This is a genomic window from Bacillus cereus group sp. MYBK195-1 (assembly GCF_051916605.1).
Lineage (GTDB): Bacteria > Bacillota > Bacilli > Bacillales > Bacillaceae_G > Bacillus_A > Bacillus_A cereus.
This window is the reverse complement of sequence record NZ_JBQAGZ010000002.1, coordinates 1000046-1021176: the sequence shown is the minus strand read 5'-3', so window position 1 is coordinate 1021176 and position 21131 is coordinate 1000046. Positions and strand designations below refer to the sequence as shown.

The following is a 21131-nucleotide window of genomic DNA, read 5'->3' as shown; positions in this document are numbered from 1 at the left end:
ACATTATAAAATATTTTCTGAATGTTTTCCAGATATACGAATCAAGTTTACATAATATAATTATACTCTATCTAGAGCTACCTTGACTGCTTCAATTGCATGTATATGAGTTGTATCAAATATCGGGACAGATACGTTTTCTTGCTTTATTAATAATCCTATTTCTGTACAACCTAATATGATTCCCTGTGCTCCTTTTTGCACTAACTCTTCGATGACTCTTTTATAATATTCTCTAGATTGAGATACTATTTTTCCTAAACATAATTCTGTATATATTACTTTATTTATTTCTTTTCTATTTTTTTCTGATGGTACTATTACTTTTATATTATTTTCTTCTATACGTGACTTATAGAAATCTTGCTCCATTGTATATTTAGTTCCAAGCAGACCAACCTTTTGAATGTCTTTTCTTTTAATTTCTTTTGCAGTTGCATCAGCAATATGTAAGACTGGAATATCAATTTTCGCCTTTATTTTTCCAACTACCTTATGCATTGTATTTGTACAAATAATTATAAAGTCTGCTCCTCCCTTTTGTAATGAATATGCCGCATTCCCTAGAATTTCTCCAGCACCATCCCAATCTCCGCTAGACTGACATCGTTCAATCTCTTCAAAATCCACACTATTAATCAAACATTTTGCTGAATGTAGCCCTCCTAATCTCTCTTTTATTTCTTCATTAATAATTCGATAATATTCTGAAGTTGATTCCCAACTCATACCACCTATAAGACCTATCGTTTTCATATAAACAAAACACCTACCTAAACTATTTTTATAAAACTAATAACAACGTTTTATTATGTATATTATACACAATAAAACAAGACTTTAAGTTTGGAATATAAAGTCTTATATAAAGTCTTGTTTTAACGGAATAATAAAGAATAATTCTACTTTCATTTCCAAGGAAATTTTTATAGAATATTCTGAAATTAAAAATTTGATGTTTTTATAAATTCTTTATACTTATAATTAAAACACTCTCGATACAACTCTTTGATTTCATCATATGATGGAACACGTGGGTTATTAGCTGGGCTACCACTTTCAATTGCATCTAATGCCATTTTAGAAATAGCATTTTCAAATTCAATTTCATCGATTCCATATTCTTTTAAATTTGGAATACGAAGATCAAAGCAAAGTTTTTTTATTTCCCCAAGCGTGTAGTTTGCTACTTCCTCATCAGAATTCGAATACAAATCCTTATTTAAACTACGCCCAATTTTTGCTAACCTTTTCACTGCACTTGTTTTTGTAAACTCTAACACTGTAGGTAATAGTATGGCATTTGATATTCCATGCGGTACATGAAATAATGCTCCCACTGGCCTTGACATTCCATGAACTAATGTAACTGATGCATTCGAAAATGCAATTCCAGCTTGTAAGGAAGCAATCATCATCGCTTCTCTTGCCTCCATGTTATGTCCATCTTCATATGCTATACGTAAATATTTCATAATACTTTCAATAGCTGAAAGAGCAAGTACATCTGTAAGTGGTTGTGAAAATTTAGAAATATAAGCTTCAATCGCATGACATAACGCATCTATTCCTGTTGCTGCCGTAATTTGTGGTGGTAACGAACTTGTCAAAACTGGATCTATAATTGCTACTTTCGGTATAAAACTAGGATGCTTCATCATCATTTTTACATCTGTTTTTTTATTCGTAATTACTGCTACACTTGTAACTTCCGAACCAGTACCAGAAGTTGTTGGAATTGCAATAAGTGGTAGTGGATTGTTTTCTATTTCAATATCCTTTTGGACATAATCCTCAACTTCTCCACCATTTGTATATAAAACCGCTACCGCTTTCGCAGCATCAATACAACTTCCACCACCAATACCGATAATAAAATCGCACTTTTCCTCTTTACAAAGAGATAACGCTTCTAATACGTGTATATTTGTAGGCTCAGCATCCACTTTATTATATGTGCTAACAGTAATACCTTTCTTATTTAGTTGTTGCATACACTTTTCAACATATCCTAATTTCTCCATAATTGTATCAGTAACTATAAAAGCTTTTTTCCCTAACTTTTTTGATTGTTCTCCCAGTTTTTCAAGCGAATTTCTTCCATATAATACCGACTTTGGCATACGAAACTCAGAAACCTCTTGCAAGTCCCCCACCCCTTCTTATCCTAATTAATATTTTATAATATAAATTATCGATTTGATGAATCTTTACGATTCAAATTTTTTAATAGAGTCCTGTTAAAGTATAGAATGCGATAACTAAAAATACAGCAACCGTTTTCAAAATTGTAATAGCAAATATATCTTTATATGACTGTTTATGTGTTAATCCTGTTACTGTAAGAATAGTAATAATAGCCCCGTTATGTGGTAGTGTATCCATTCCGCCTGATGCCATTGATACGATACGGTGCATAACTTCTAATGGAATATCAAATTGATTGGCCGCTGCAATAAATTTATCTCCCATTGCGCTTAATACTATTCCCATTCCTCCTGATGCCGAGCCTGTAATTCCAGCTAAAATATTCGTCGTTACTGCACCATTCACTAACGGATTTGTGAAAGTAGCAGAGATGCCATCTCTCATAATTGCGAAGCCTGGAAGTGCTGCAATGACACCACCGAATCCAAACTCAGCTCCTGTATTCATCGTTGCAAGTAGCGCTCCACCAATACTTGTATTCAATCCAGCTTGGAAACCTGTTACTACTCGCTTCCAATACAATAATAACGTTGTTAAGATCCCTATAATAAGTGCCAATTCTACAGACCAAATTCCTACTACTGCACTTAATTCTACTTTTCCAAATGCTTTCATACCAATTGCAGAAAAATCAAAACCGCTTGGATACCACTTCGGTATCATAATAGTAAACACTTTATTCATTACACCTACTAAAATAAGTGGTATAAATGCAATAAGTTGTTGCGCTCTTGTGATTTCAATGTTATTAATTAATGGCATATTTTTTTGTTCTACTTGCAAAGATGCTGCCATTTCAGTATTTCCATCATTAAAACCAAAATATCCTTCACCTGCTGCTTTTGCCTTCTTACGTCTACTCTCTAAATATAGTAAACCTAATGTAAGAACAAAAATTGCTCCTACAATCCCAAGTATCGGTGCAGCATAAATATCCGTTTTAAAAAATGTTGTAGGTATTACATTTTGAATTTGTGGTGATCCAGGTAGCGCATCCATTGTAAACGTTACTGCTCCAAGAACAATCGTTCCAGGGATTAAACGCTTTGGAATATTAGCTTGTCGAAACAACTTAGCTGCGAACGGATAAACAGCAAACACTACTACATACACACTAACACCACTATACGTTAAAATAGCCCCCATTAATACAATCGCTAATATAGTACGTTTTTCACCAACTAACTCAATAATTGTTTTTGCGATAGAATCTGCAATTCCTGACATTTCCACTACTTTTCCAAATATTGCTCCTAATAAAAACACAGGAAAATATAATTTTATAAATCCAACCATTTTCTCCATAAAGATATTAGAAAAGAAAGGTAATACATAACTAGGTTCTGTCAAAAATACTGCAAATAATGCAAATATCGGCGCGAATAAAATAACAGAAAAACCTCTGTATGCTACGAACATAAGTAAACTTAGTGCTAATAATATAATAACTAACTCCAATTTTACCCCTCCATTAAACAGAATATTCTAAATTTTATTGATAAATTTCTACTAACCTTTTAATTCTGACATCCCTCCTCTTATTCATACAAATTTTTATGCTAAAAATGTCTAATTATAATTATTCGATTACATATGAAAAATCCCTTTAAACAGAAACGAATTCATCGTCATACGTTATAAAGGGATTGCTAGAATCTATATTTACTGCTGTATTAAATTTTTCTCTACACAAAAATGATACAGTTCTTCAACATCTTTCACTATGTAGGTCGCACTAACTTCAGTCAGTTCTTTTTCACAGCCATAGCCATATAAAACACCAATTGAAGCAATTCCATTCTGATTTGCACCTATTATATCGTGCTTTCTATCACCAATCATTATCATTTCTTCTTTATTTAATTCTTCATGTGTTTGTAAAATATGAGCAATTATTTCTTCTTTTTTTATTCTCGTACCATCTAAATTACTTCCAATGATGTCTTCGAAATAATTCGTTAATTGAAAATGCTCTATAACTTGTTTCGCAAATACAGTGGGCTTTGAAGTTGCTACGAATATGCGATTCCCTGAACTTTTTAATTGTTGCAAGAGCTTCAGAATCCCCTCGTATACATTATTTTCAAACAATCCACGCTGCTTTAAATACTCACGGAAGTAAAAAACAGCACGTTCAACCTCTCCTTCACTCATATTATATCTCTCTATGAATGATTGCTGAATAGGAGGACCTATAAATGAATCTAACTCACTTATATGTACTTCTTCAATTCCTACTTTTTTTAATGCATATAAAACCGAGTTTACAATCCCTTCTTTCGGATCCGTTAAAGTTCCATCTAAATCAAATAGAAATGTTTTATACATGCTTCATTCCTCCACTTAATTTGCTGTATAAATAAGTGCTAACATCTCTTCCACTTCTCCTTATTATACTATTATTATCTATTTTTTCGAAAAATCAATTTCCATATGTCACATACTTTCAGTTACAAAATACGATAGATATGATACAGTAAAAAAGTTACAATTATTTTAATAGAAACTGGTGAAACAAATGTCAATTACGTTAATTTTTATAATGGCTTTCACAATTGTGATCCACGCAGTTGAAACAAGCTCTTATAGTATTCGATTAGCTGGAGTACGTTTAAAGAAGATTGCGGTTTCCTTGTCTGTTGTAGGAATGGTGTTACTTATTTCAAGAACATCAAACTTACTACAAGCCTTTTTAATCGGTGGTATTGTCGATGAAGCAAAACTAGATTCTTCTATTAATTTAGAGCATATTATACGACTCGTACTATTATCGGCTTCTATCGGTACATTAATCGCGATCATTCTTTATCCAACTTTGACAAAATTATTTGGATATGTCATTCAAAACTTTGAAACAGACGGTTCTTTCATTCGAATGATGAAAACGAATAACATTCAAAAATTAAAGTACACAAAAAAATATGTCCGTTTTCCAAAGTTAGAAATGATTCATAGACTGCGTATCGGTGGTATTCCAAAGCGTATTATGCTTATTAACATGTTTGCTACTGCTATTTATACAGCAGGGGTACTTTCAGCCCTTTACGCTTCTTTTTTAAATCCAGATTATGCAACAAATGCAAGTACAGCTTCTGGCCTTGTAAATGGTTTCGCCACTATTTTATTAACTGTATTACTCGATCCACGCATTGCTCTTTTAACAGAACGTGCTCTACAATCAGAAAGCGGTGCTGAATCTATGAGTAAAATGTATGGTTGGCTAATGATTTCTAGACTTCTCGGCACATTATTAGCACAACTGCTATTTGTACCAGGTGCTTACTGGATTTTATGGATTATTGAACTGATGCATTAATTTACTAGAAAGGTGAATTTATCAATGAAGATCAAAACAGAGAAAGATATAATTCGCTTAATAGAAAACGACGAATGGATGATGAATGTATTACAAATGGCAAAATCACTAGAGCTACCTGATTGGTGGATTTGTGCCGGATTTGTTCGTTCTAAAATTTGGGATACTTTACATGACTATGAAGCGAAAACGGCTATGCCTGATGTTGATGTGATTTATTATGATAGTCTACATCAAGATGAGATATACGAACAATCATTAGAAACGAAATTAATGAATATTGATGCTACTATCCCTTGGTCTGTAAAAAATCAAGCTCGTATGCATGTAGTGAATAATATGCCACCATATTCTTCTTCTGTTAATGCTATTTCTAAATTCCCTGAAACAGCAACGGCTTTAGGAGTTACACTTGATGAACTAAACAACGTTATCTTAACAGCCCCATGTGGTATTGAAGATGTCCTTTCCTTACAAGTGAAACCAACAGCTCATTTTCTTAAATCGAAAGAACGATTACATATGTACAAAAACAGAGTTATAAAAAAGAATTGGCAAAGTAAGTGGCCTAACATCACAATCACATATCCAGAAATTTAGAAAGGGTGCCTCTCATTTATAGAAGCACCCTTTTCTTCATTTCAAAAAATGTATGACTGTTTCTGCAAATCTATCCGCTTCCTCATAATGAGGTGAATGACCGCTCTCTTCAAATACGATATACTTGCCGTTTCGGGCATCTTTATTAAATGTTTTAATTTGTTCTTCACACGTTACTACATCATGTTTTCCTACAATTAATAACATTGGATTTTGTACTTCTTTTATTTTATATAATAATGACGTATGACATGAGCCCTCTAATTTTAATCTATCAAAATGAATTTGAGAGCGATTTGAAAATTTTTCCCACTCTTCATCACTGTATAAACTCTCATCTGTCCTATCTTCCTTATTATTGTAAATCTCCATTCTTTTTTCTTCTAATTCATTGCTTAGTCTTATATAAGCTTCTAACAACTCTTTTGAACTAGCATTGCTAGATGAATAAGCAAGAGACTCTTCTGCTACTTCTTCTTTTCCATACTTTTTTAATAAATGCCCTGTCTTTTTTAACAAAGCCCTACTTGTTAATGCAAAATCAAAAGTTGGTCCTTCAAATATTATTTTCTCTATTGAACTTGGATATATCGACGCATAAAGCAATGCTACATATCCACCGAAAGAGTGTCCAATTATAGACCACTTCTCAATTTGTAATACTTTTTTTAATTCCTCACAGTCTTCAATCAAATCATTTAATCCAAAAGCTTCGTCTTCAGTAATTTCTTCTGAGCGACAAACACCTCTTTGATCTATCATAATTACATATAGAGAATCTTTTAAACGTTCCGCTTGATGAAATGAAAAATCATAACAACTTTCTCCTGGTCCACCATGCAAGTATAAGACTGGCTTATTTTTAGGATTTCCATGTGTTTCAACGTATAGCTTTTTCCCTCTAATATTCATATATTTCCCTGCTTCTATCAAATTTTCCTTTATGATCATCGCCCCCTTTTTTACTGAATATTATAACATTTAATATTAAATAATCCCTATTACATTTAAGAAGACGATAATTATTGCAAGTGGTGCTACAAATCGAAGTAAAAATACCCAACAAGTAAATACTTTCTTTCCATAATTTCCACCTACAAAAAACTCTGCTTCTAGTACCTTCTTCTCCATTTTGAATGAAACGAAAATACTAATAAATAGTGCTCCAAGTGGCATTAATATATTACTAGATAAAAAGTCTACTGCATCAAAAATATTCTTTCCAAAAATCGTAATATCACTCCATACTCCAAATGATAACGCAGATGGTATACCTACTAAGAAAATGCAGAAGCCGATCATCCATGATAATTTCGTTCTTCTTTCTTGTTCACCATTTGCTAATGCTGAAACAACAGTTTCTAGTAGAGAAAATGCTGATGTTAATGTCGCAAATGTAAATAGTGCAAGAAATACTGTTAAGAAAAATCCACCGAATGGGATTTGACTAAATACAGATGGTAATACGATAAATAGTAATCCAGGTCCTTCTGTTGGCTCCATTCCTAATGAAAATACGGCTGGAAAAATAGCAAGACCTGCAAATAATGAAACAAATAAATTTAATCCAACAATTGTTATTGCTGATTTTGGTAAACTTTCTTTTTTATTTAAATAGGAACTATACGTAACCATAATTGAAATCCCGATACTAATTGCAAAGAATGATTGCCCCATTGCGAACAAAATACTTTCCGAAGTAATCTTTGAGAAATCTGGTTGTAAGAAAAACTTCACACCTTTCATTGCATCATCAAGTGTTAACGAACGAATAATAAGAGCGACAAATAAAACGAACAATGCTGGCAACATATATTTACTTGCTTTTTCAATTCCGTTTTGTACACCCTTTGATACAACCCATATCGTAATGAACATAAAAGCGAAATGTCCCATAATAGCCCAAGCAGGATTCCCAATTGTTTCAGTAAATAATGTACCGTAATTTTGTCCTGGAGTAATCAGTTGTCCAGTTATTCCTCTGAATAAATAAATTAATACCCATCCACCTACAACACTATAAAACGAAAGTAGTATAAAACACGTTCCAACGCCAAGGCGTCCAATCCAATGCCATCCTGTATTTGGTGCGATGCTTTTAAATGCTCCAACTGCTTGTTTCTGCGTACTGCGTCCAATCATAAATTCAGCTATAAGTAGCGGTAGTCCAATTAAAACAGTAAATAATATAAATATTAAAAAGAACGCTCCTCCCCCACTCTTCCCAGCGATATAAGGGAACTTCCATATCGCACCAAGTCCAATTGCTGATCCGGCTGCCGCCATTATAAAACCTAATTTCGAAGTCCATTGCTCCGTCTGTTTCATCTCATTTTCCTCCTAATTAAATCTTTTTATACAAATAAATAAATTTTATAAACCTATTCAAATAAACCCTCCATTTCTTCTTCCATATAATAAAAAAATGGCCTAGCATCTCTATATAAAGAGACGCTAAGCCATTTACTTAACGCGGTACCACCCTTATTGATTCCATTATGAATCCACCTTAGTAGTAATCGTTTGATTACAAACCTAATATCGAAGGTTAACCGTTAAGATTTACTAAGAATGTAATTCCGTTCCACCTTACTGCTCCTAGGCGAGTTCAGGATGTCATTTGACTATGTCACACCAACCCATAGCTCTCTGTACAAATACATGACCTTACTACTCCTATTCAACACATTTTAATATTTAGAATATATTTTCTTTTGAAATTAATATGAAGTATATCTGTTATATTTGTAACTGTCAAGGGTATATTGATTTTTTTGTCGAAATGGTTCATATTTCAACTGACTTTTACTAAGCTTATTAGAAAAAGAAAGAGTCTATATTTTCACCTTTTTAAACGAACTATAAAAAAAGAATCTTCGCGATAATCGCGAAGATTCTTTTTACGGTATGAGACGAGTACAATCTCTCGGAAAAGCACTCGCCTCTCGTACATTTGTTAATTCTAAAAGTTTATATACAACCCTTTCTAACCCAATTCCGAAACCTCCATGTGGTGGACAACCATATCGAAATGTATTTAAATAAGATTGAAATTTATCTGGGTGTAATCCTTTTTCTTTAAACGAAGCGAGTAACATTTCATAATTATGAATTCGCTGTGCCCCTGACGTTATTTCTAATCCTTTATATAATAAGTCGAATGAATCAGTAATAGATGGATTCTCTTTATTCGGCATCGTATACATCGGTCTCGCTTCTTTCGGATAATGCGTAATGAAAACAAATTCACTATTATATATTTCCTTCACATATTTCCCTAGTAACTTTTCACCTTCTGTATCTAAATCCCCTACAGGAGATTCTTTACGATACTTACTTTTCAAAATTTCTTGTGCTTCTAACAATGTAATTTTAGGTATTTCAGTAATAATAGGTACTTCTATTTGTAATAGTTGTAGTTCTATTTCACATTTTTTCGCTACTTGTTGAAACATATATCGTAAAACATCCGTTTCTAGTTGCATCACTTCATAAAAATCATGAATAAAACCAAGCTCTACGTCTAACGATATATATTCATTCAAATGACGGGAAGAATTATGATGTTCCGCTCTATATACAGGTGCAATTTCAAAAACTCGTTCTAACCCACCTGCCACCATCATTTGCTTATAGAACTGTGGTGATTGTGCTAAATAAGCTTCTTTTTGGAAGTATGGAAGCTTAAAAACATTTGCTCCTCCTTCTACCCCTTGCGAAACAATTTTTGGCGTAAATATTCGTGTGAAATCGTTCTCTATTAGAACTTCACTAAAGCTCTGAACGAGTGTAGATTTCACTTTAAAAATCGCTGCAGTTCGCTCATGTCTTAATGAGAGTACCCGCTCATTCAATAATTGATCTAAGCCAACTTGTAATTTCTTTTTATTTATTTCAAATGGAAGTGGCTCTGCACCGTTTATTACGTTCACTTCATGAGCAAGTACTTCAACACCCAATTCTGTTTTCGACGTCTCGACTATTTCACCAATTACGTGGACGACACTTTCTACATCAACTTTATATCCAGCCAATTCATTTTCTAATACACATTGAATTACTCCTGTTCTGTCCCGTAATAATAAAAAACTAACATTTCCAAGATGCCGAATTTTTTTTACCCATCCTTGAAGTAATACAACCTTTCCGTTTTGCTTTGTACATTCTTTTGTGAGTGAACGCTTCATTATTGAATCCATTATTTTTCCCTCCAGTAATTTTATATTTATTTACGTTATTGTTGTCATCGTCATCATCCACGGTCACTCACCCCCTTTCAAAGAATACAAAAATCCGCCCCTATAAATAGGGACGGATTTTTTCCGCGGTACCACCCAAATTGTCATACTGACCATCTTAGCCCTGATAACGGTAGGTACCGTTTGCTTTTACTAATAATCACGTTCAAAGCAACACTCACAGGTGTCTTTCCATCATGCGGTATCGCAACCTTCCCAGCAACCGGCTGCTCTCTGTAGACCTTTGCACCATGTACTTTTCCTGATCATCACTTTTTATATTTACAGAGTATTCTAACTCCTTGCCTTATAAAACGCAAGCTTTTTTTGAAACATTCTGGTTTTCTAACTCCTAACTTCTTCTAAAGTGTGAAAAGTTAATTTTGTAATACACATTCTTATGTATTACATCCGAAATTACCCCTTTAATATTTTCCAATTTTTACATAAAAACTAATTCATTTACGCATATTAATAAAAATTTTAAAGCGAGGTGTGTATATGCAAAAAGCAATTAGTTTCTTTCTCCTTTTGTTTTGCTTAATTGTAGTAAACGAAACGTACGCCTATTCACCAAAATCTTTACCAATCTCTCAAAACTCTGATCAATGGCAAGTGAATATTGATAAACCGAAAAAAACAAACAAGAATATGCTTCAAGCTAAAAAAGATGAATTTCAAACATATCATTTTTCAGTAAAGAATGTCGGGAATAGTGAAGTATATAATGTAAACGTAGAAGTATTCCGCAACGAACCAAATAAGAAAACGAAATATGAACTCTTTTCCCTAAAGGAAAGTCGTTTGGCAAGTGGAAAAACTGGATTTGAACACGCTAATTTACCTGTTGCTACAAAAGCGGATGAAGTTGATGTTATTATTACATGGCAAGAACACCCATTCCGATCGATGCGAAATGGTCAAAAAGTTGAATCTAGAAAATTTAAAGAGCATTTTGTTTTTAAAGAAGCTAAAAAGTAAATGGGATATGGATACATTCACACTATCATTGATATAGCTTTATTTACTAGTACCAGTTCGTAAGCAAATTAAAAAGTCGTGGCTTATAAATGCCACGACTTTTTATATTAATTCGTACTAATGCCTCTCGCTGCCCAAATGCGATCGATATCAGCAGCATGTTGTCCGCCATATAAAAGAGCATCCGCTTGCTTAATTGCTTTTGCTCCATCACTGAATTTAGAGTTTGGTGTTAATGACCAGTGCGATTGTAAAATAATTTTCGTTGCTACATCACGTCCAAATGCTTGTGCCATTTCATATTGGCCTTGTGCCCAAATTTCCCCATCATCATGTACCTCATTTGTAATATCTTTCGGATACACTTTATTCGTATCTAATCGGCGTAAGCACGTCGGATCTGAACTAGAATAAGCAGTCGCATCCCATTCTCCAACACATGCTTTTCCGTACCCTGTCGTCGATACTGCATCTTCATACGTAGCACCTAAGAAGTCGCCAAATCCTTCTCCCATCGCTCCACCTTCTGCTGAACTACCAAAGCCAGGAACTTGGTTATCTTGAATCGAATGCCCATATTCATGTGCGATAATACCAGCATCTTCTGCATCATCAACACCGCCAGTACCGAAAGTTAAAGCTTTTGTTGATGGAGAATAGAATGAGTTATCATCAGTTGTACCATTAACATTCACTTTTATCGAACGGTTATTAATATTTTTAAAACCTAGACTTTGAATGTAACGTTGCAATGTATCAATATGATAATATGACATTACATCTTCAAAGCTATCATTTGCACGTGTATAGTTGAATTGTAAGTTTGTAGATTTTGTTTTCGCTTTTGAAGAAATCGTTACATATTCTCCAATTAAAAATCCTGTTCCATCTAAACCTTTTAACGTAACAGTTTTTAATTGGTTCGTTAGAGCTGTTGAATCTGCATCGTTATTATCTTTTAAGCCTACTTTACTACCGCTAGATACGACTGGGTTAGGTAAAAATACTTTTCCTGACCCTTCAGCTTTTCGGTTTATATCAACCTTTTTAATTAACTTTCCATTTTCTGCATCAATAAATGTTTCCCATGCACCAAATGGATTATTAGAATGGACTACAACTTTATATACTGGACGAGCAATTCCTTCTTCAACAATATATCCGAACTCTTTATCTGTAGGAGCCCATAAATTTTGCTCACTTGCTTCTCCAACATACGCCATTGATTTTTGTATTGCATCTTTTTCACTAATTTTTGTCGTTACTTCCTTCACACCTGTAACAGGCTGATAATCAGAAACAGCGAGTACTCCCTTTCCCTCTCCGTTAAGCGTAACTGTTATTTGTTTTGAAAATACAGGTGCACCATTAACAACTTGTTGGAACCTAACATATGACGCTACTGACGTTTCTGTTGTAGAAATATATTGCAAGTCTGAAAGATCTGTTTTCAATCCATACTGCGCAGCATTTTCTTTTAAATATTCAGTTGCTTTTTTCTGTGGCGAATAAGCTTCTAACTTTACTTGCTGTTGTTTTTCCAATGCCGAAACCGTAGTAATTGTCCCCATTACTAACGGCACAGTCATTGCCATTGCCACCATTTTTTTATTAAACATAGAACCACTCCCCCTAATAAAGTAGCTCAACCTTATCCCATTACCACTAGGCAATCATTCCCCGCAAAACGGATGGATAAAAATTGAATCTACGAGTAATTCTCTATGAACACTTCTATTACCTTTTCATTTAGGGTAAGTGAAATTTTCTCAATATTTATGTATAAACCGAACACAATACTGTAGAAATATATTTCTACAGTATTGTGTTCGGTACGCTATGAAAAAAGACAATTGCTAGTGGTCCTATCGAATGTATAGTCAAATAAATTCTAATCATACAAAAAGGAAGTTGGAATCATTCCAACTTCCTTTTTTCTTTAATTAGCTGCACTTAATTTAATTCTAAGTTTTGTTTCACCTAAAGAAAGTTCATCGTCTTCGTTCGTTAAGTGACCAAATGTAAATTGTTTAACGAGTAAGTTTTCTTCCAATAAATCTTTATGGTTCGTTAACGTTCTCTGTAGCTCTACTTCTGTATCAAGAATAACATCGACTCGTAAATTAACTGGTAAATTCAACTGTTTACGATATTCTTGAACCGCACGAATGAATTCACGCGCTACTCCTTCTTGTAACAATTCTTCCGTTACATTCGTATCTAACATAACTGTATATTGTCCGTTAGTCGTATTAGAGAATCCTGATTTTGCAACTTTCTCAACTAACACATCTTCAGCAGTTACAACTACTTCTTCTCCTGGTATTGCTTCGTAAACTGCTCTTCCTGTTGATACAAAGTTTTGCACTTCTTCTTGTGATAATTGTTTTAGCCAACCATTCACTGCATTCACATTTTTACCGAACTTCGGCCCCGCTGTTTTAAAATTAAGCTTCAATTGATATGATGTGTATTTTGTTTCATCGAGTTCAACATGGAACGCTTTTACATTTAACTCATCCATAACAATATCACGATAAGATTCCCAATCCATATCATTCTCGTTATGCTCAAGTAATACAAGTTCTGCTAGCGGCTGTTTTACTTTTAAAGAATGCTGATTACGGTTACTTCTTCCAAGTTCAACAACTTGTAAAACAGCATCCATTTCCACTTCTAATTTCGGTTGAAGTAGTGATTCATTTACAACTGGATAATCGGCTAAATGAACGCTGCTTCCTTCTAAATTTAGATGAATGTCTTCCGCGACAAATGGTGTAAATGGTGCAATTAATTTACTAATTGTTACAAGTACTTCATGAAGTGTCTCATACGCAGCTGCTTTCTCAGCGTTCATACCAGATTCCCAGAAACGATTACGTGAGCGTCTTACATACCAGTTACTCACTTCATCTACAAGTGTTGCAATTTCACGAGCTGCATTCGTAAATTGATAATCATCAAGTCCAATTCTCACTTTTTTCGTTGTACTATGCAACCTTGATAATACCCATTCGTCTAATTTTGTAAGCTTTACATCATACGTTTCTTTCGGATTATACTCATCTAAATTTGCATATAAAACGTAGAAGCTATACACATTGACTAATGTATCTACAAATTTAGATTTCGCTTCCAGTACTGTTCTTTCAGAAAAACGCTTCGCATTCCACGGGGCACTATCAACAAGTAAAGCCCATCTTAGCGCATCTGCACCAAACTTATCTACTAAATCAACTGGGTCTAGTGCATTTCCTTTGCTTTTAGACATTTTCTGCCCTTCTTCATCTAAAACATGCCCTAGTGATAACACTCGTTTATACGGTACTTTTCCTGTATATAGTGCTGATACTGCTAATAAACTATAAAACCAGCCGCGTGTTTGATCAATTCCTTCTGCAATAACATCCGCTGGAAACTGCTCTTCAAATAACTCTTTATTTTCAAATGGGTAATGATATTGTGCAAATGGCATAGAACCACTATCAAACCAAACATCAATTACTTCTGGTGTACGATTCATTGTGCCTCCGCATTTCTCGCAGCAGACTTGCACTTCATCTACATACGGCTTATGCAATTCCAAATCTTCCGGTGTTTCTTTCGTACTATGCTTTCTTAATTCGGCAATGCTCTTCGGTGCGAACTGATGATTACAACTTTCACATTCCCACACGTTTAATGGTGTTCCCCAATATCTATTTCGGCTAATATTCCAGTCCACCATATTTTCTAAAAACTTACCAAAACGTCCATGTTTCATATGATCCGGATACCAAGTAACAGAATCATTATTTTGTAAAAATGTATCTTTAATTGCAGTTGTTCGGATTAACCAACTTTCTCCTGCATAATAAAGTAGTGGTGAATCACAACGCCAGCAATGCGGATAGCTATGTTCATATTTTTCTTTATGATACAGTAAACCTTCCTTCGCTAAATAACGAACGATATCCACGTCACAATCTTTTACAAATTTCCCTTTCAAAAATGGTACTGCTTCTGTATACTCACCTTTTTCATCTACAACGTGCAAAAATGACAATCCTTCACTTTGAACGACTCTATAATCGTCCTCTCCATATGCTGGAGCAATATGAACAAGTCCTGTACCACTATCTCCCGTTACAAAATCTGCTGCAATAACGCGGTAACCATTTGTAACTTCTTTCATCGGAAATGGCGCTGTATAAGATGTGTTTAATAATTCTTCGCCTTTATGAACAGATAATACTTCATAGTTCTCTTTTAATACTTCTTGTACACGTTCTTTCGCAACAATGTATACATGACTTTCTTGTTTTGCTTTAACGTATTCCATATTTGGATGGACAGCAAGCGCAACGTTTGCTGGAAGTGTCCAAGGTGTTGTGGTCCAACCTAAAAAATACTCATTTTCACTATCTTTCACTTTAAACTTCACAGTTGCACTTAAATCTTTTACTGTTTTATACCCTTGTGCAACCTCATGTGAGCTCAATGAGGTTTGGCAGCTTGGGCAGTATGGTGAGACTCTATGTCCTTTATATAACAATCCCTTTTCATGGATTGTCCCCAAAATATGCCATACACTTTCGATATATGGATTCTTTAAAGTTACATATGGATCATCCATATCTACCCAATAACCGATGCTTTCAGTGAATTCACGCCACTGCTTTTCATATGTGAAAACACTCTCTTTACACTTTTGAATAAATGGTTCAATGCCATATTCTTCGATCTCATGTTTACCAGAAATACCAAGTTGCTTCTCAACACCTAGTTCTACAGGTAAACCGTGTGTATCCCATCCTGCTTTTCTTACTACTTTATAACCAGCCATCGTTTTATATCTTGCTACTAAGTCTTTAATTGTTCGTCCAAGCGCATGACCTACATGCGGTAGTCCGTTCGCCGTTGGTGGTCCTTCATAAAATACGAAAGACTGTGCGCCTTCTCGATTCTGAATTGATTGTTCGAAAATATTTTGTTCGTTCCACTGTTTGCGAATTCGCATTTCTCTTCCTACAGCTGATTCTTTTACATCTACTTTTTCCATATACAATCACTCCTTTGAATATTTTAAAGCACACAAAAAACCCGTCCCTATAAAGTAGGGACGGGTTTACCCGCGATACCACCCTAATTCTATTAGCTTTTTCACTAATAGCACTTAGCAACGTACTATCATACGTGTTCTTTGTAACGGTAGACATCCGTCCGGGCTTACTTACTTTCGGCCTCGGCTCCTCGGAGATGATTTTCAAATAACGTCTGCACACCGGCTTTCAGCAATATACCGGCTCTCTGGAGAACAGCTCACTATTTTACTCTTTCTCGTCTTCAGATTTGTATACTTTGTTAATAGTTATTTTATGCCATTTAGCAACTAATTGTCAACTAATTCAAAATATATCCTTATCTTTTTCCCCTATTCTTATACAATTACTTTTCAAATTCTCGCAATGCTGCTAAATTTTCATCATCCTCAATAAGTTCAGCAAAGAATCCCGATTCATCCTCACGAAGGACAAATTCAAGCTCTTCCTTCGCCTCTTCATTTCTATTTAACTGCGCTAAATAACAAGCACGATCATATCTTGCTAACAAATCACTCGCGTCAATTATTAATACTTCATTTGTTATTTTTTCTGCCTTTATCGTTTGGCCGACACCATGATATGAAGATGCTAAAGAAAGAAGAATTGCTGTTTCATTTGGATGATGTACAGAAGCATTTTCTAATACATGAATTGCCTCTTCAAACCTTTCTTGACTTTGATATATTTCTCCTAAAGCAAGAAATGCTCTACTTACAAACGGTGTTTGCTCTGTTAATTGTAAGATAATCTTTTCTGCTTTTCTTTCTTCCCCTGCTTTAAAGAATACTTGTGCTTGCAGAAGAAGAGTATCATAATCATCTGGTAGTTCTCGAACCATTTGTTTCGTTAATTCCAAAGCATCTCTTAACATATCTTCTTCCTCGCACTCAACGAAAAGATTTACAAGTTGCTTCGCTACGTCATAATTCCATTTATTTTCTAGTGACGTGTGCAGAATCTCTATTGCTTCTTTATTCATCTCTACATTCTCATAAAATAGCGCAAATCGCTGTGCTGCCATACTATTTTTCGGATTTAACTTTAAAGAGATTTCATATAAATCAATTATCATAGTAACCATTGAAATTTCTTTCGCACGATTTTTCATACGATAAAAAGCTCTCGTAATGATAGATCGTTTCGGCTGTTCATGCAGCTGGCGTTCAATCCATATTTCCGTAACCGCAGCTGCAGCATACATGAATGCTGTACTTCTTTCTGCTTTTTTCACCTTTAATGTATGAAGAAAATCTCGTATGTTAGACAATTTTTTATGTTGCTCTACTGCTTTTACATAAACATCAAATATACGTTCATTATCAAAATCTTTTTGTATTACTTTCATTGCAACTTCAATTGCTTTTACATTTCTTTTTTTCACTAATACTTTTGCATAATGATATAGTACTTCTATATGCTCACCATCTAATTGTAGCGCGTATTCAATCTGTGCTTGTTCTTTATCTGTTTCATTCATCGCTCCGTACACATATGCAATCGCATCTAAACGCCATATTTCAGGTACTTCGTCCGCTAATTGTTCTAGTTCAATCAGCAATTCTTCCTGAAGGTTCATTTCTACTGAAAGCTGTGCCAAATATTCCATATTAATATGCAACGGCTCTTCTTTCATCGCCTGAACCATATGACTTTGTTCTTTAGAACGGTTTTCTTCTTTTTCGTATATTTCCGCAAGCTGTAAATGTACACCTACGAAATTCCCATCAAGCTCTAAGCATGTTTCATACGCCTGCTTTGCTTCCGTCAATTGCCCTAATGCCATAAGTGTTTCGCCAATTCGGTAATACGGTAATGCCGTTTCCATTTGTTCTATCGCCTTATTATATCTTTTCATCGCTTGGCCGTACTGTCCAATAGATTCATATAAAATACCTGCATAACAACCGTACTCACTTACTTCATTTCTTTCTTTGTGTAACGTTCTTAAAAATGCTATACCTCGTTGTACAAATTCCGTTCCTTTAATTCGATTCACATATTCATCTAACGCACTTGCTACATTATAATCACTTTTCTTTATACCATTTTCTAACTTAGATAGCGCTACTTTAAACCCTTCTTCATTTCCACCAAGTTCAATTTCAGCATCCCATAAAACCATTCCTGCATTCATGAGGAAATCTTGGCTCTTTTCAATTTGCTTCTCAAGACCAAGAATATATTCTTTTGCTTCCTTATATTGTTCTCTTGCCATATAAACTTGTGTAAGTCCGAAGTGAGAATAAACATCCTCATCATTTTCTTCTAAAGCACGCTTATACAATACTTCTGCTTCTTCCAAGCTATCATTTTGAAAATGATAGTCACCTAATTTTACGTAAAGAGGTGCTTTATCATCACAATTCTCAATACCGTTTAATAAAATTTCTTTCGCACTTTCCTCATCCTTCAAATCAGATTCGTATATTTCCGAAAGTTTCGTATAAATGTAAGCTGCATTACTATCCAAATGAATCGCTACTTTAAGCCCTTTTATTGCTAAATATAATTTCCCTAGTTGATGTGCACATCTCGCTCGTTCATACCATACATGCGCTTCATATTTATACTCTTTTAACAAGTCATTAAAGATTTCATATGCTTCTTCATATCTTTCTAAATCTATTAATATTAAACCGTGATTTGTTAAAGTGAACCTTTCAGGACTACGCTCTAACGCAACTTGAGAGTATTGCAATGCTTTTTCAGATTGATCAATATACATATAGGATAAAGCGAGAAAACTCCAAGCAATAGGCTGATCTGCGTCTAATTGTAACGATGAACGAAAGCTTGAAATCGCTTCTAGATAACTTTCCTGTTCAAACGCATATCTTCCGTTTATTAGATGATATAAAGCACGATTATTTTTCTTCTCAACGCTTGTCAGCATTTGCTCCGCTTTCTCTACTTCTTGAAGACGAATAAAACACTGTGCACCATGCAATTTAACAAAGTCCGAGTTCGGAAACTTTTCCATTAACTTATCGATACAATATAAAATAAATTCTTTATCTACTTCAACATCTAAGTGCTTTATCGTATATAACCACGTATTTGGATTATCACTCGTTTCTTTTAAAAATTGTACTAAGTTACTAATTCCCTCTTTGTCATGTTCATCTAAATGATCCGTAAGAGAAAAAATAGATTTAAAATAACGATTTTCTTCTTCACTTAGAAACGCTAGTTGCTCCTTCTTTTCTTTCGGAACAAACGTGATTGCTAAACAGCCTGTATAACGATATTTTTCTTGTAATTTACTATATTCCACAAGAACTGGTTCTATAAAGTTTGGATCTTGAACATAGAAAGCTTGCAATGTATCATCATATCCAGATAACACTTGTACGTGTGAAGCATGCTCAATATCTATACTTAATAAAACAGGAATCCCTTCGTCAATCAGTCTCTTATAATTCTCTTCATTTCCTTTAAAATAACGATATTCATAACCTAATTCTTCTAAATAAGAAACAGTATCTGAAAACTTCGAACCTGTCATATCAAAAATAAACTCTGCTATTTCATCTTGTGTACGTTTCTCTCCCCATATACGCAACATCATCTCTAAACTTGTCGGAACACAATAATTATCCTTTTGTACAATAGGAACTATCGGCAAGTGAACCTTTTTTCCATCCGGATTTTTTTCTAAATTATGATATAAAGATTCTTTTAAACTCTTTTCTTCTTTTAATAGTTTTTGTAAATCTGCAAATTTATTCATTTTGTACAGTGCTTCTGCACGTAAATGTACAAAGTAAGTATTATAGGCATGATATGGCAGCTGAGTATTTATGTTATCTATTACCGCTAACATCTCTTCATATTGCTCTAAATCTAATAAATACTTTATCTTCTCAAAATGAAAATATGGTACTTGTGGGAATTTTACAATCGCATCATCGATTAACTGTATCGCGCGTTTTTGGTCTCCTTTATTCGCATACAATTGTGATAATAAATAGGTAGATAACTCTTCACAATCTTCATGCTGCATGCCAGCAATAAATTGTTCTTCCGCTTTCTCCCATTCACCTGTATGCATATAAACGTAGCCCCATTTATCAAACACTGCGCGTGCACTGTACTCCTCTGCTTTTTGCATATACATTAACGCTTCTTCGTTTCGTTTCATTTCTAAAAGACATCGTACTAACGTAAAATATGTTTTCGCTAAAAAATCTGCATCTATTTCTTCTTTACTTAACTCTTCTAAAGAAGATTTTAACAACTGCTCCGCTTCAAGAATTTTCCGCTCATCAATTAACTCATCACAATATAAAGAGAGCGTTCTCATATTTGGGAATTTTTTATAAGCGTAACGAATGAGGAATGAACTGTATTGGTGCATAAGCCCTTCATCAGTAAGGCGAATTAATATATCGAACTCCTTATGCGAAGGAATATTGGCAAGCCAATTCTTCACATAGGATAAAGTATTCGTTTCTTTTATATATGCAATTTCATTATTTATTTCCTGTAATCCATCTACAAATCTCTTGTCTTTTAAACAAGTTTCTAACTGCTTAAAATCTAGCATGCATTCACCTCGAATTTATATTTAAACTGCTACTTGCTTAGATTTTACACACCATATAGTATGTATTCAACTAAAATCTCTTATAATGGATGGTATTAATTAATATTATTCAAATTTATAACAAAATATAGTAAAAATGATTGTTTTTCTCCGTATTT

Annotated in this window: 13 protein-coding genes and 3 other annotated features; of the genes, 3 read left to right on the top strand and 10 right to left on the bottom strand. The window is 34.1% G+C overall.

Annotation, left to right across the window (positions count from 1 at the left end; all coding sequences use genetic code 11):
* Positions 1–60: 60 nt before the first annotated feature.
* From ACTFRY_RS14930 to ACTFRY_RS14915, 4 genes are all read right to left on the bottom strand, one after another.
* On the bottom strand, positions 61–756 hold the full coding sequence (locus ACTFRY_RS14930; RefSeq protein WP_000848571.1) for an aspartate/glutamate racemase family protein: 696 nt from the start codon (positions 754–756) through the stop codon (positions 61–63).
* A 188-nt stretch (positions 757–944) separates the two neighbouring features.
* Positions 945–2147 (bottom strand): iron-containing alcohol dehydrogenase, encoded by a 1203-nt coding sequence (locus ACTFRY_RS14925; RefSeq protein WP_044795534.1) that lies wholly within the window; start codon positions 2145–2147, stop codon positions 945–947.
* 79 nt (positions 2148–2226) lie between these two features.
* Positions 2227–3666: a GntP family permease gene (locus tag ACTFRY_RS14920; protein ID WP_000424327.1), complete on the bottom strand. Its 1440-nt coding sequence runs from the start codon at positions 3664–3666 to the stop codon at positions 2227–2229.
* Between the two features lie 204 nt (positions 3667–3870).
* The gene (locus tag ACTFRY_RS14915; protein WP_000278478.1) at positions 3871–4536 is read right to left on the bottom strand and encodes an HAD family hydrolase; all 666 of its coding nucleotides are present in this window, start codon (positions 4534–4536) and stop codon (positions 3871–3873) included.
* 190 nt (positions 4537–4726) lie between these two features.
* Between ACTFRY_RS14915 and ACTFRY_RS14910 the strand changes: the two genes are divergently transcribed.
* Entirely contained in the window at positions 4727–5524 is a 798-nt protein-coding gene (locus ACTFRY_RS14910) for a lipid II flippase Amj family protein (RefSeq protein WP_098616743.1), read from the top strand.
* A gap of 24 nt (positions 5525–5548) precedes the next feature.
* Positions 5549–6124 (top strand): nucleotidyltransferase family protein, encoded by a 576-nt coding sequence (locus ACTFRY_RS14905; protein WP_016117726.1) that lies wholly within the window; start codon positions 5549–5551, stop codon positions 6122–6124.
* 36 nt (positions 6125–6160) lie between these two features.
* On the opposite strand, the gene ACTFRY_RS14900 is transcribed toward ACTFRY_RS14905, so the two are convergent.
* The 3 genes from ACTFRY_RS14900 to aspS form a co-directional block, all read right to left on the bottom strand.
* On the bottom strand, positions 6161–7036 hold the full coding sequence (locus tag ACTFRY_RS14900) for an alpha/beta fold hydrolase (protein WP_016117725.1): 876 nt from the start codon (positions 7034–7036) through the stop codon (positions 6161–6163).
* A 75-nt stretch (positions 7037–7111) separates the two neighbouring features.
* Positions 7112–8452 (bottom strand): sodium-dependent transporter, encoded by a 1341-nt coding sequence (locus tag ACTFRY_RS14895; RefSeq protein WP_000814540.1) that lies wholly within the window; start codon positions 8450–8452, stop codon positions 7112–7114.
* Between the two features lie 116 nt (positions 8453–8568).
* Positions 8569–8817, bottom strand: a binding site (T-box leader).
* Between the two features lie 207 nt (positions 8818–9024).
* Complete coding sequence (gene aspS, locus ACTFRY_RS14890; protein ID WP_044795533.1) at positions 9025–10323, bottom strand: aspartate--tRNA(Asn) ligase; 1299 nt, start codon at positions 10321–10323, stop codon at positions 9025–9027.
* Positions 10324–10428: 105 nt separating this feature from the next.
* Positions 10429–10641: a binding site (T-box leader), on the bottom strand.
* A 222-nt stretch (positions 10642–10863) separates the two neighbouring features.
* Between aspS and ACTFRY_RS14885 the strand changes: the two genes are divergently transcribed.
* Entirely contained in the window at positions 10864–11343 is a 480-nt protein-coding gene (locus tag ACTFRY_RS14885; RefSeq protein WP_001167912.1) for a hypothetical protein, read from the top strand.
* Positions 11344–11450: 107 nt separating this feature from the next.
* Here the strand turns inward: ACTFRY_RS14885 and ACTFRY_RS14880 are convergent, their stop codons facing one another.
* The 3 genes from ACTFRY_RS14880 to ACTFRY_RS14870 all read right to left on the bottom strand — a co-directional run bounded on the left by ACTFRY_RS14880 (position 11451) and on the right by ACTFRY_RS14870 (position 20973).
* Positions 11451–12962: a M36 family metallopeptidase gene (locus ACTFRY_RS14880; RefSeq protein WP_016117723.1), complete on the bottom strand. Its 1512-nt coding sequence runs from the start codon at positions 12960–12962 to the stop codon at positions 11451–11453.
* A 320-nt stretch (positions 12963–13282) separates the two neighbouring features.
* Positions 13283–16384: an isoleucine--tRNA ligase gene (gene ileS, locus ACTFRY_RS14875; protein ID WP_098616742.1), complete on the bottom strand. Its 3102-nt coding sequence runs from the start codon at positions 16382–16384 to the stop codon at positions 13283–13285.
* A 53-nt stretch (positions 16385–16437) separates the two neighbouring features.
* Positions 16438–16678, bottom strand: a binding site (T-box leader).
* Between the two features lie 92 nt (positions 16679–16770).
* Positions 16771–20973: a bacteriocin-processing peptidase family protein gene (locus ACTFRY_RS14870; protein ID WP_098616741.1), complete on the bottom strand. Its 4203-nt coding sequence runs from the start codon at positions 20971–20973 to the stop codon at positions 16771–16773.
* Between the last annotated feature and the right edge of the window lie 158 nt (positions 20974–21131).

What these genes read in the sequence shown, in the direction of transcription:
- ACTFRY_RS14930 (WP_000848571.1), bottom strand. Translation starts at nt 756, where the DNA reads ATGAAAACGATAGGTCTTATAGGTGGTATGAGTTGGGAATCAACTTCA.
- ACTFRY_RS14915 (WP_000278478.1), bottom strand. Translation starts at nt 4,536, where the DNA reads ATGTATAAAACATTTCTATTTGATTTAGATGGAACTTTAACGGATCCG.
- ACTFRY_RS14910 (WP_098616743.1), top strand. Translation starts at nt 4,727, where the DNA reads ATGTCAATTACGTTAATTTTTATAATGGCTTTCACAATTGTGATCCAC.
- ACTFRY_RS14905 (WP_016117726.1), top strand. Translation starts at nt 5,549, where the DNA reads ATGAAGATCAAAACAGAGAAAGATATAATTCGCTTAATAGAAAACGAC.
- ACTFRY_RS14900 (WP_016117725.1), bottom strand. Translation starts at nt 7,036, where the DNA reads ATGAATATTAGAGGGAAAAAGCTATACGTTGAAACACATGGAAATCCT.
- ACTFRY_RS14895 (WP_000814540.1), bottom strand. Translation starts at nt 8,452, where the DNA reads ATGAAACAGACGGAGCAATGGACTTCGAAATTAGGTTTTATAATGGCG.
- aspS (WP_044795533.1), bottom strand. Translation starts at nt 10,323, where the DNA reads ATGGATTCAATAATGAAGCGTTCACTCACAAAAGAATGTACAAAGCAA.
- ACTFRY_RS14885 (WP_001167912.1), top strand. Translation starts at nt 10,864, where the DNA reads ATGCAAAAAGCAATTAGTTTCTTTCTCCTTTTGTTTTGCTTAATTGTA.
- ACTFRY_RS14880 (WP_016117723.1), bottom strand. Translation starts at nt 12,962, where the DNA reads ATGTTTAATAAAAAAATGGTGGCAATGGCAATGACTGTGCCGTTAGTA.
- ileS (WP_098616742.1), bottom strand. Translation starts at nt 16,384, where the DNA reads ATGGAAAAAGTAGATGTAAAAGAATCAGCTGTAGGAAGAGAAATGCGA.
- ACTFRY_RS14870 (WP_098616741.1), bottom strand. Translation starts at nt 20,973, where the DNA reads ATGCTAGATTTTAAGCAGTTAGAAACTTGTTTAAAAGACAAGAGATTT.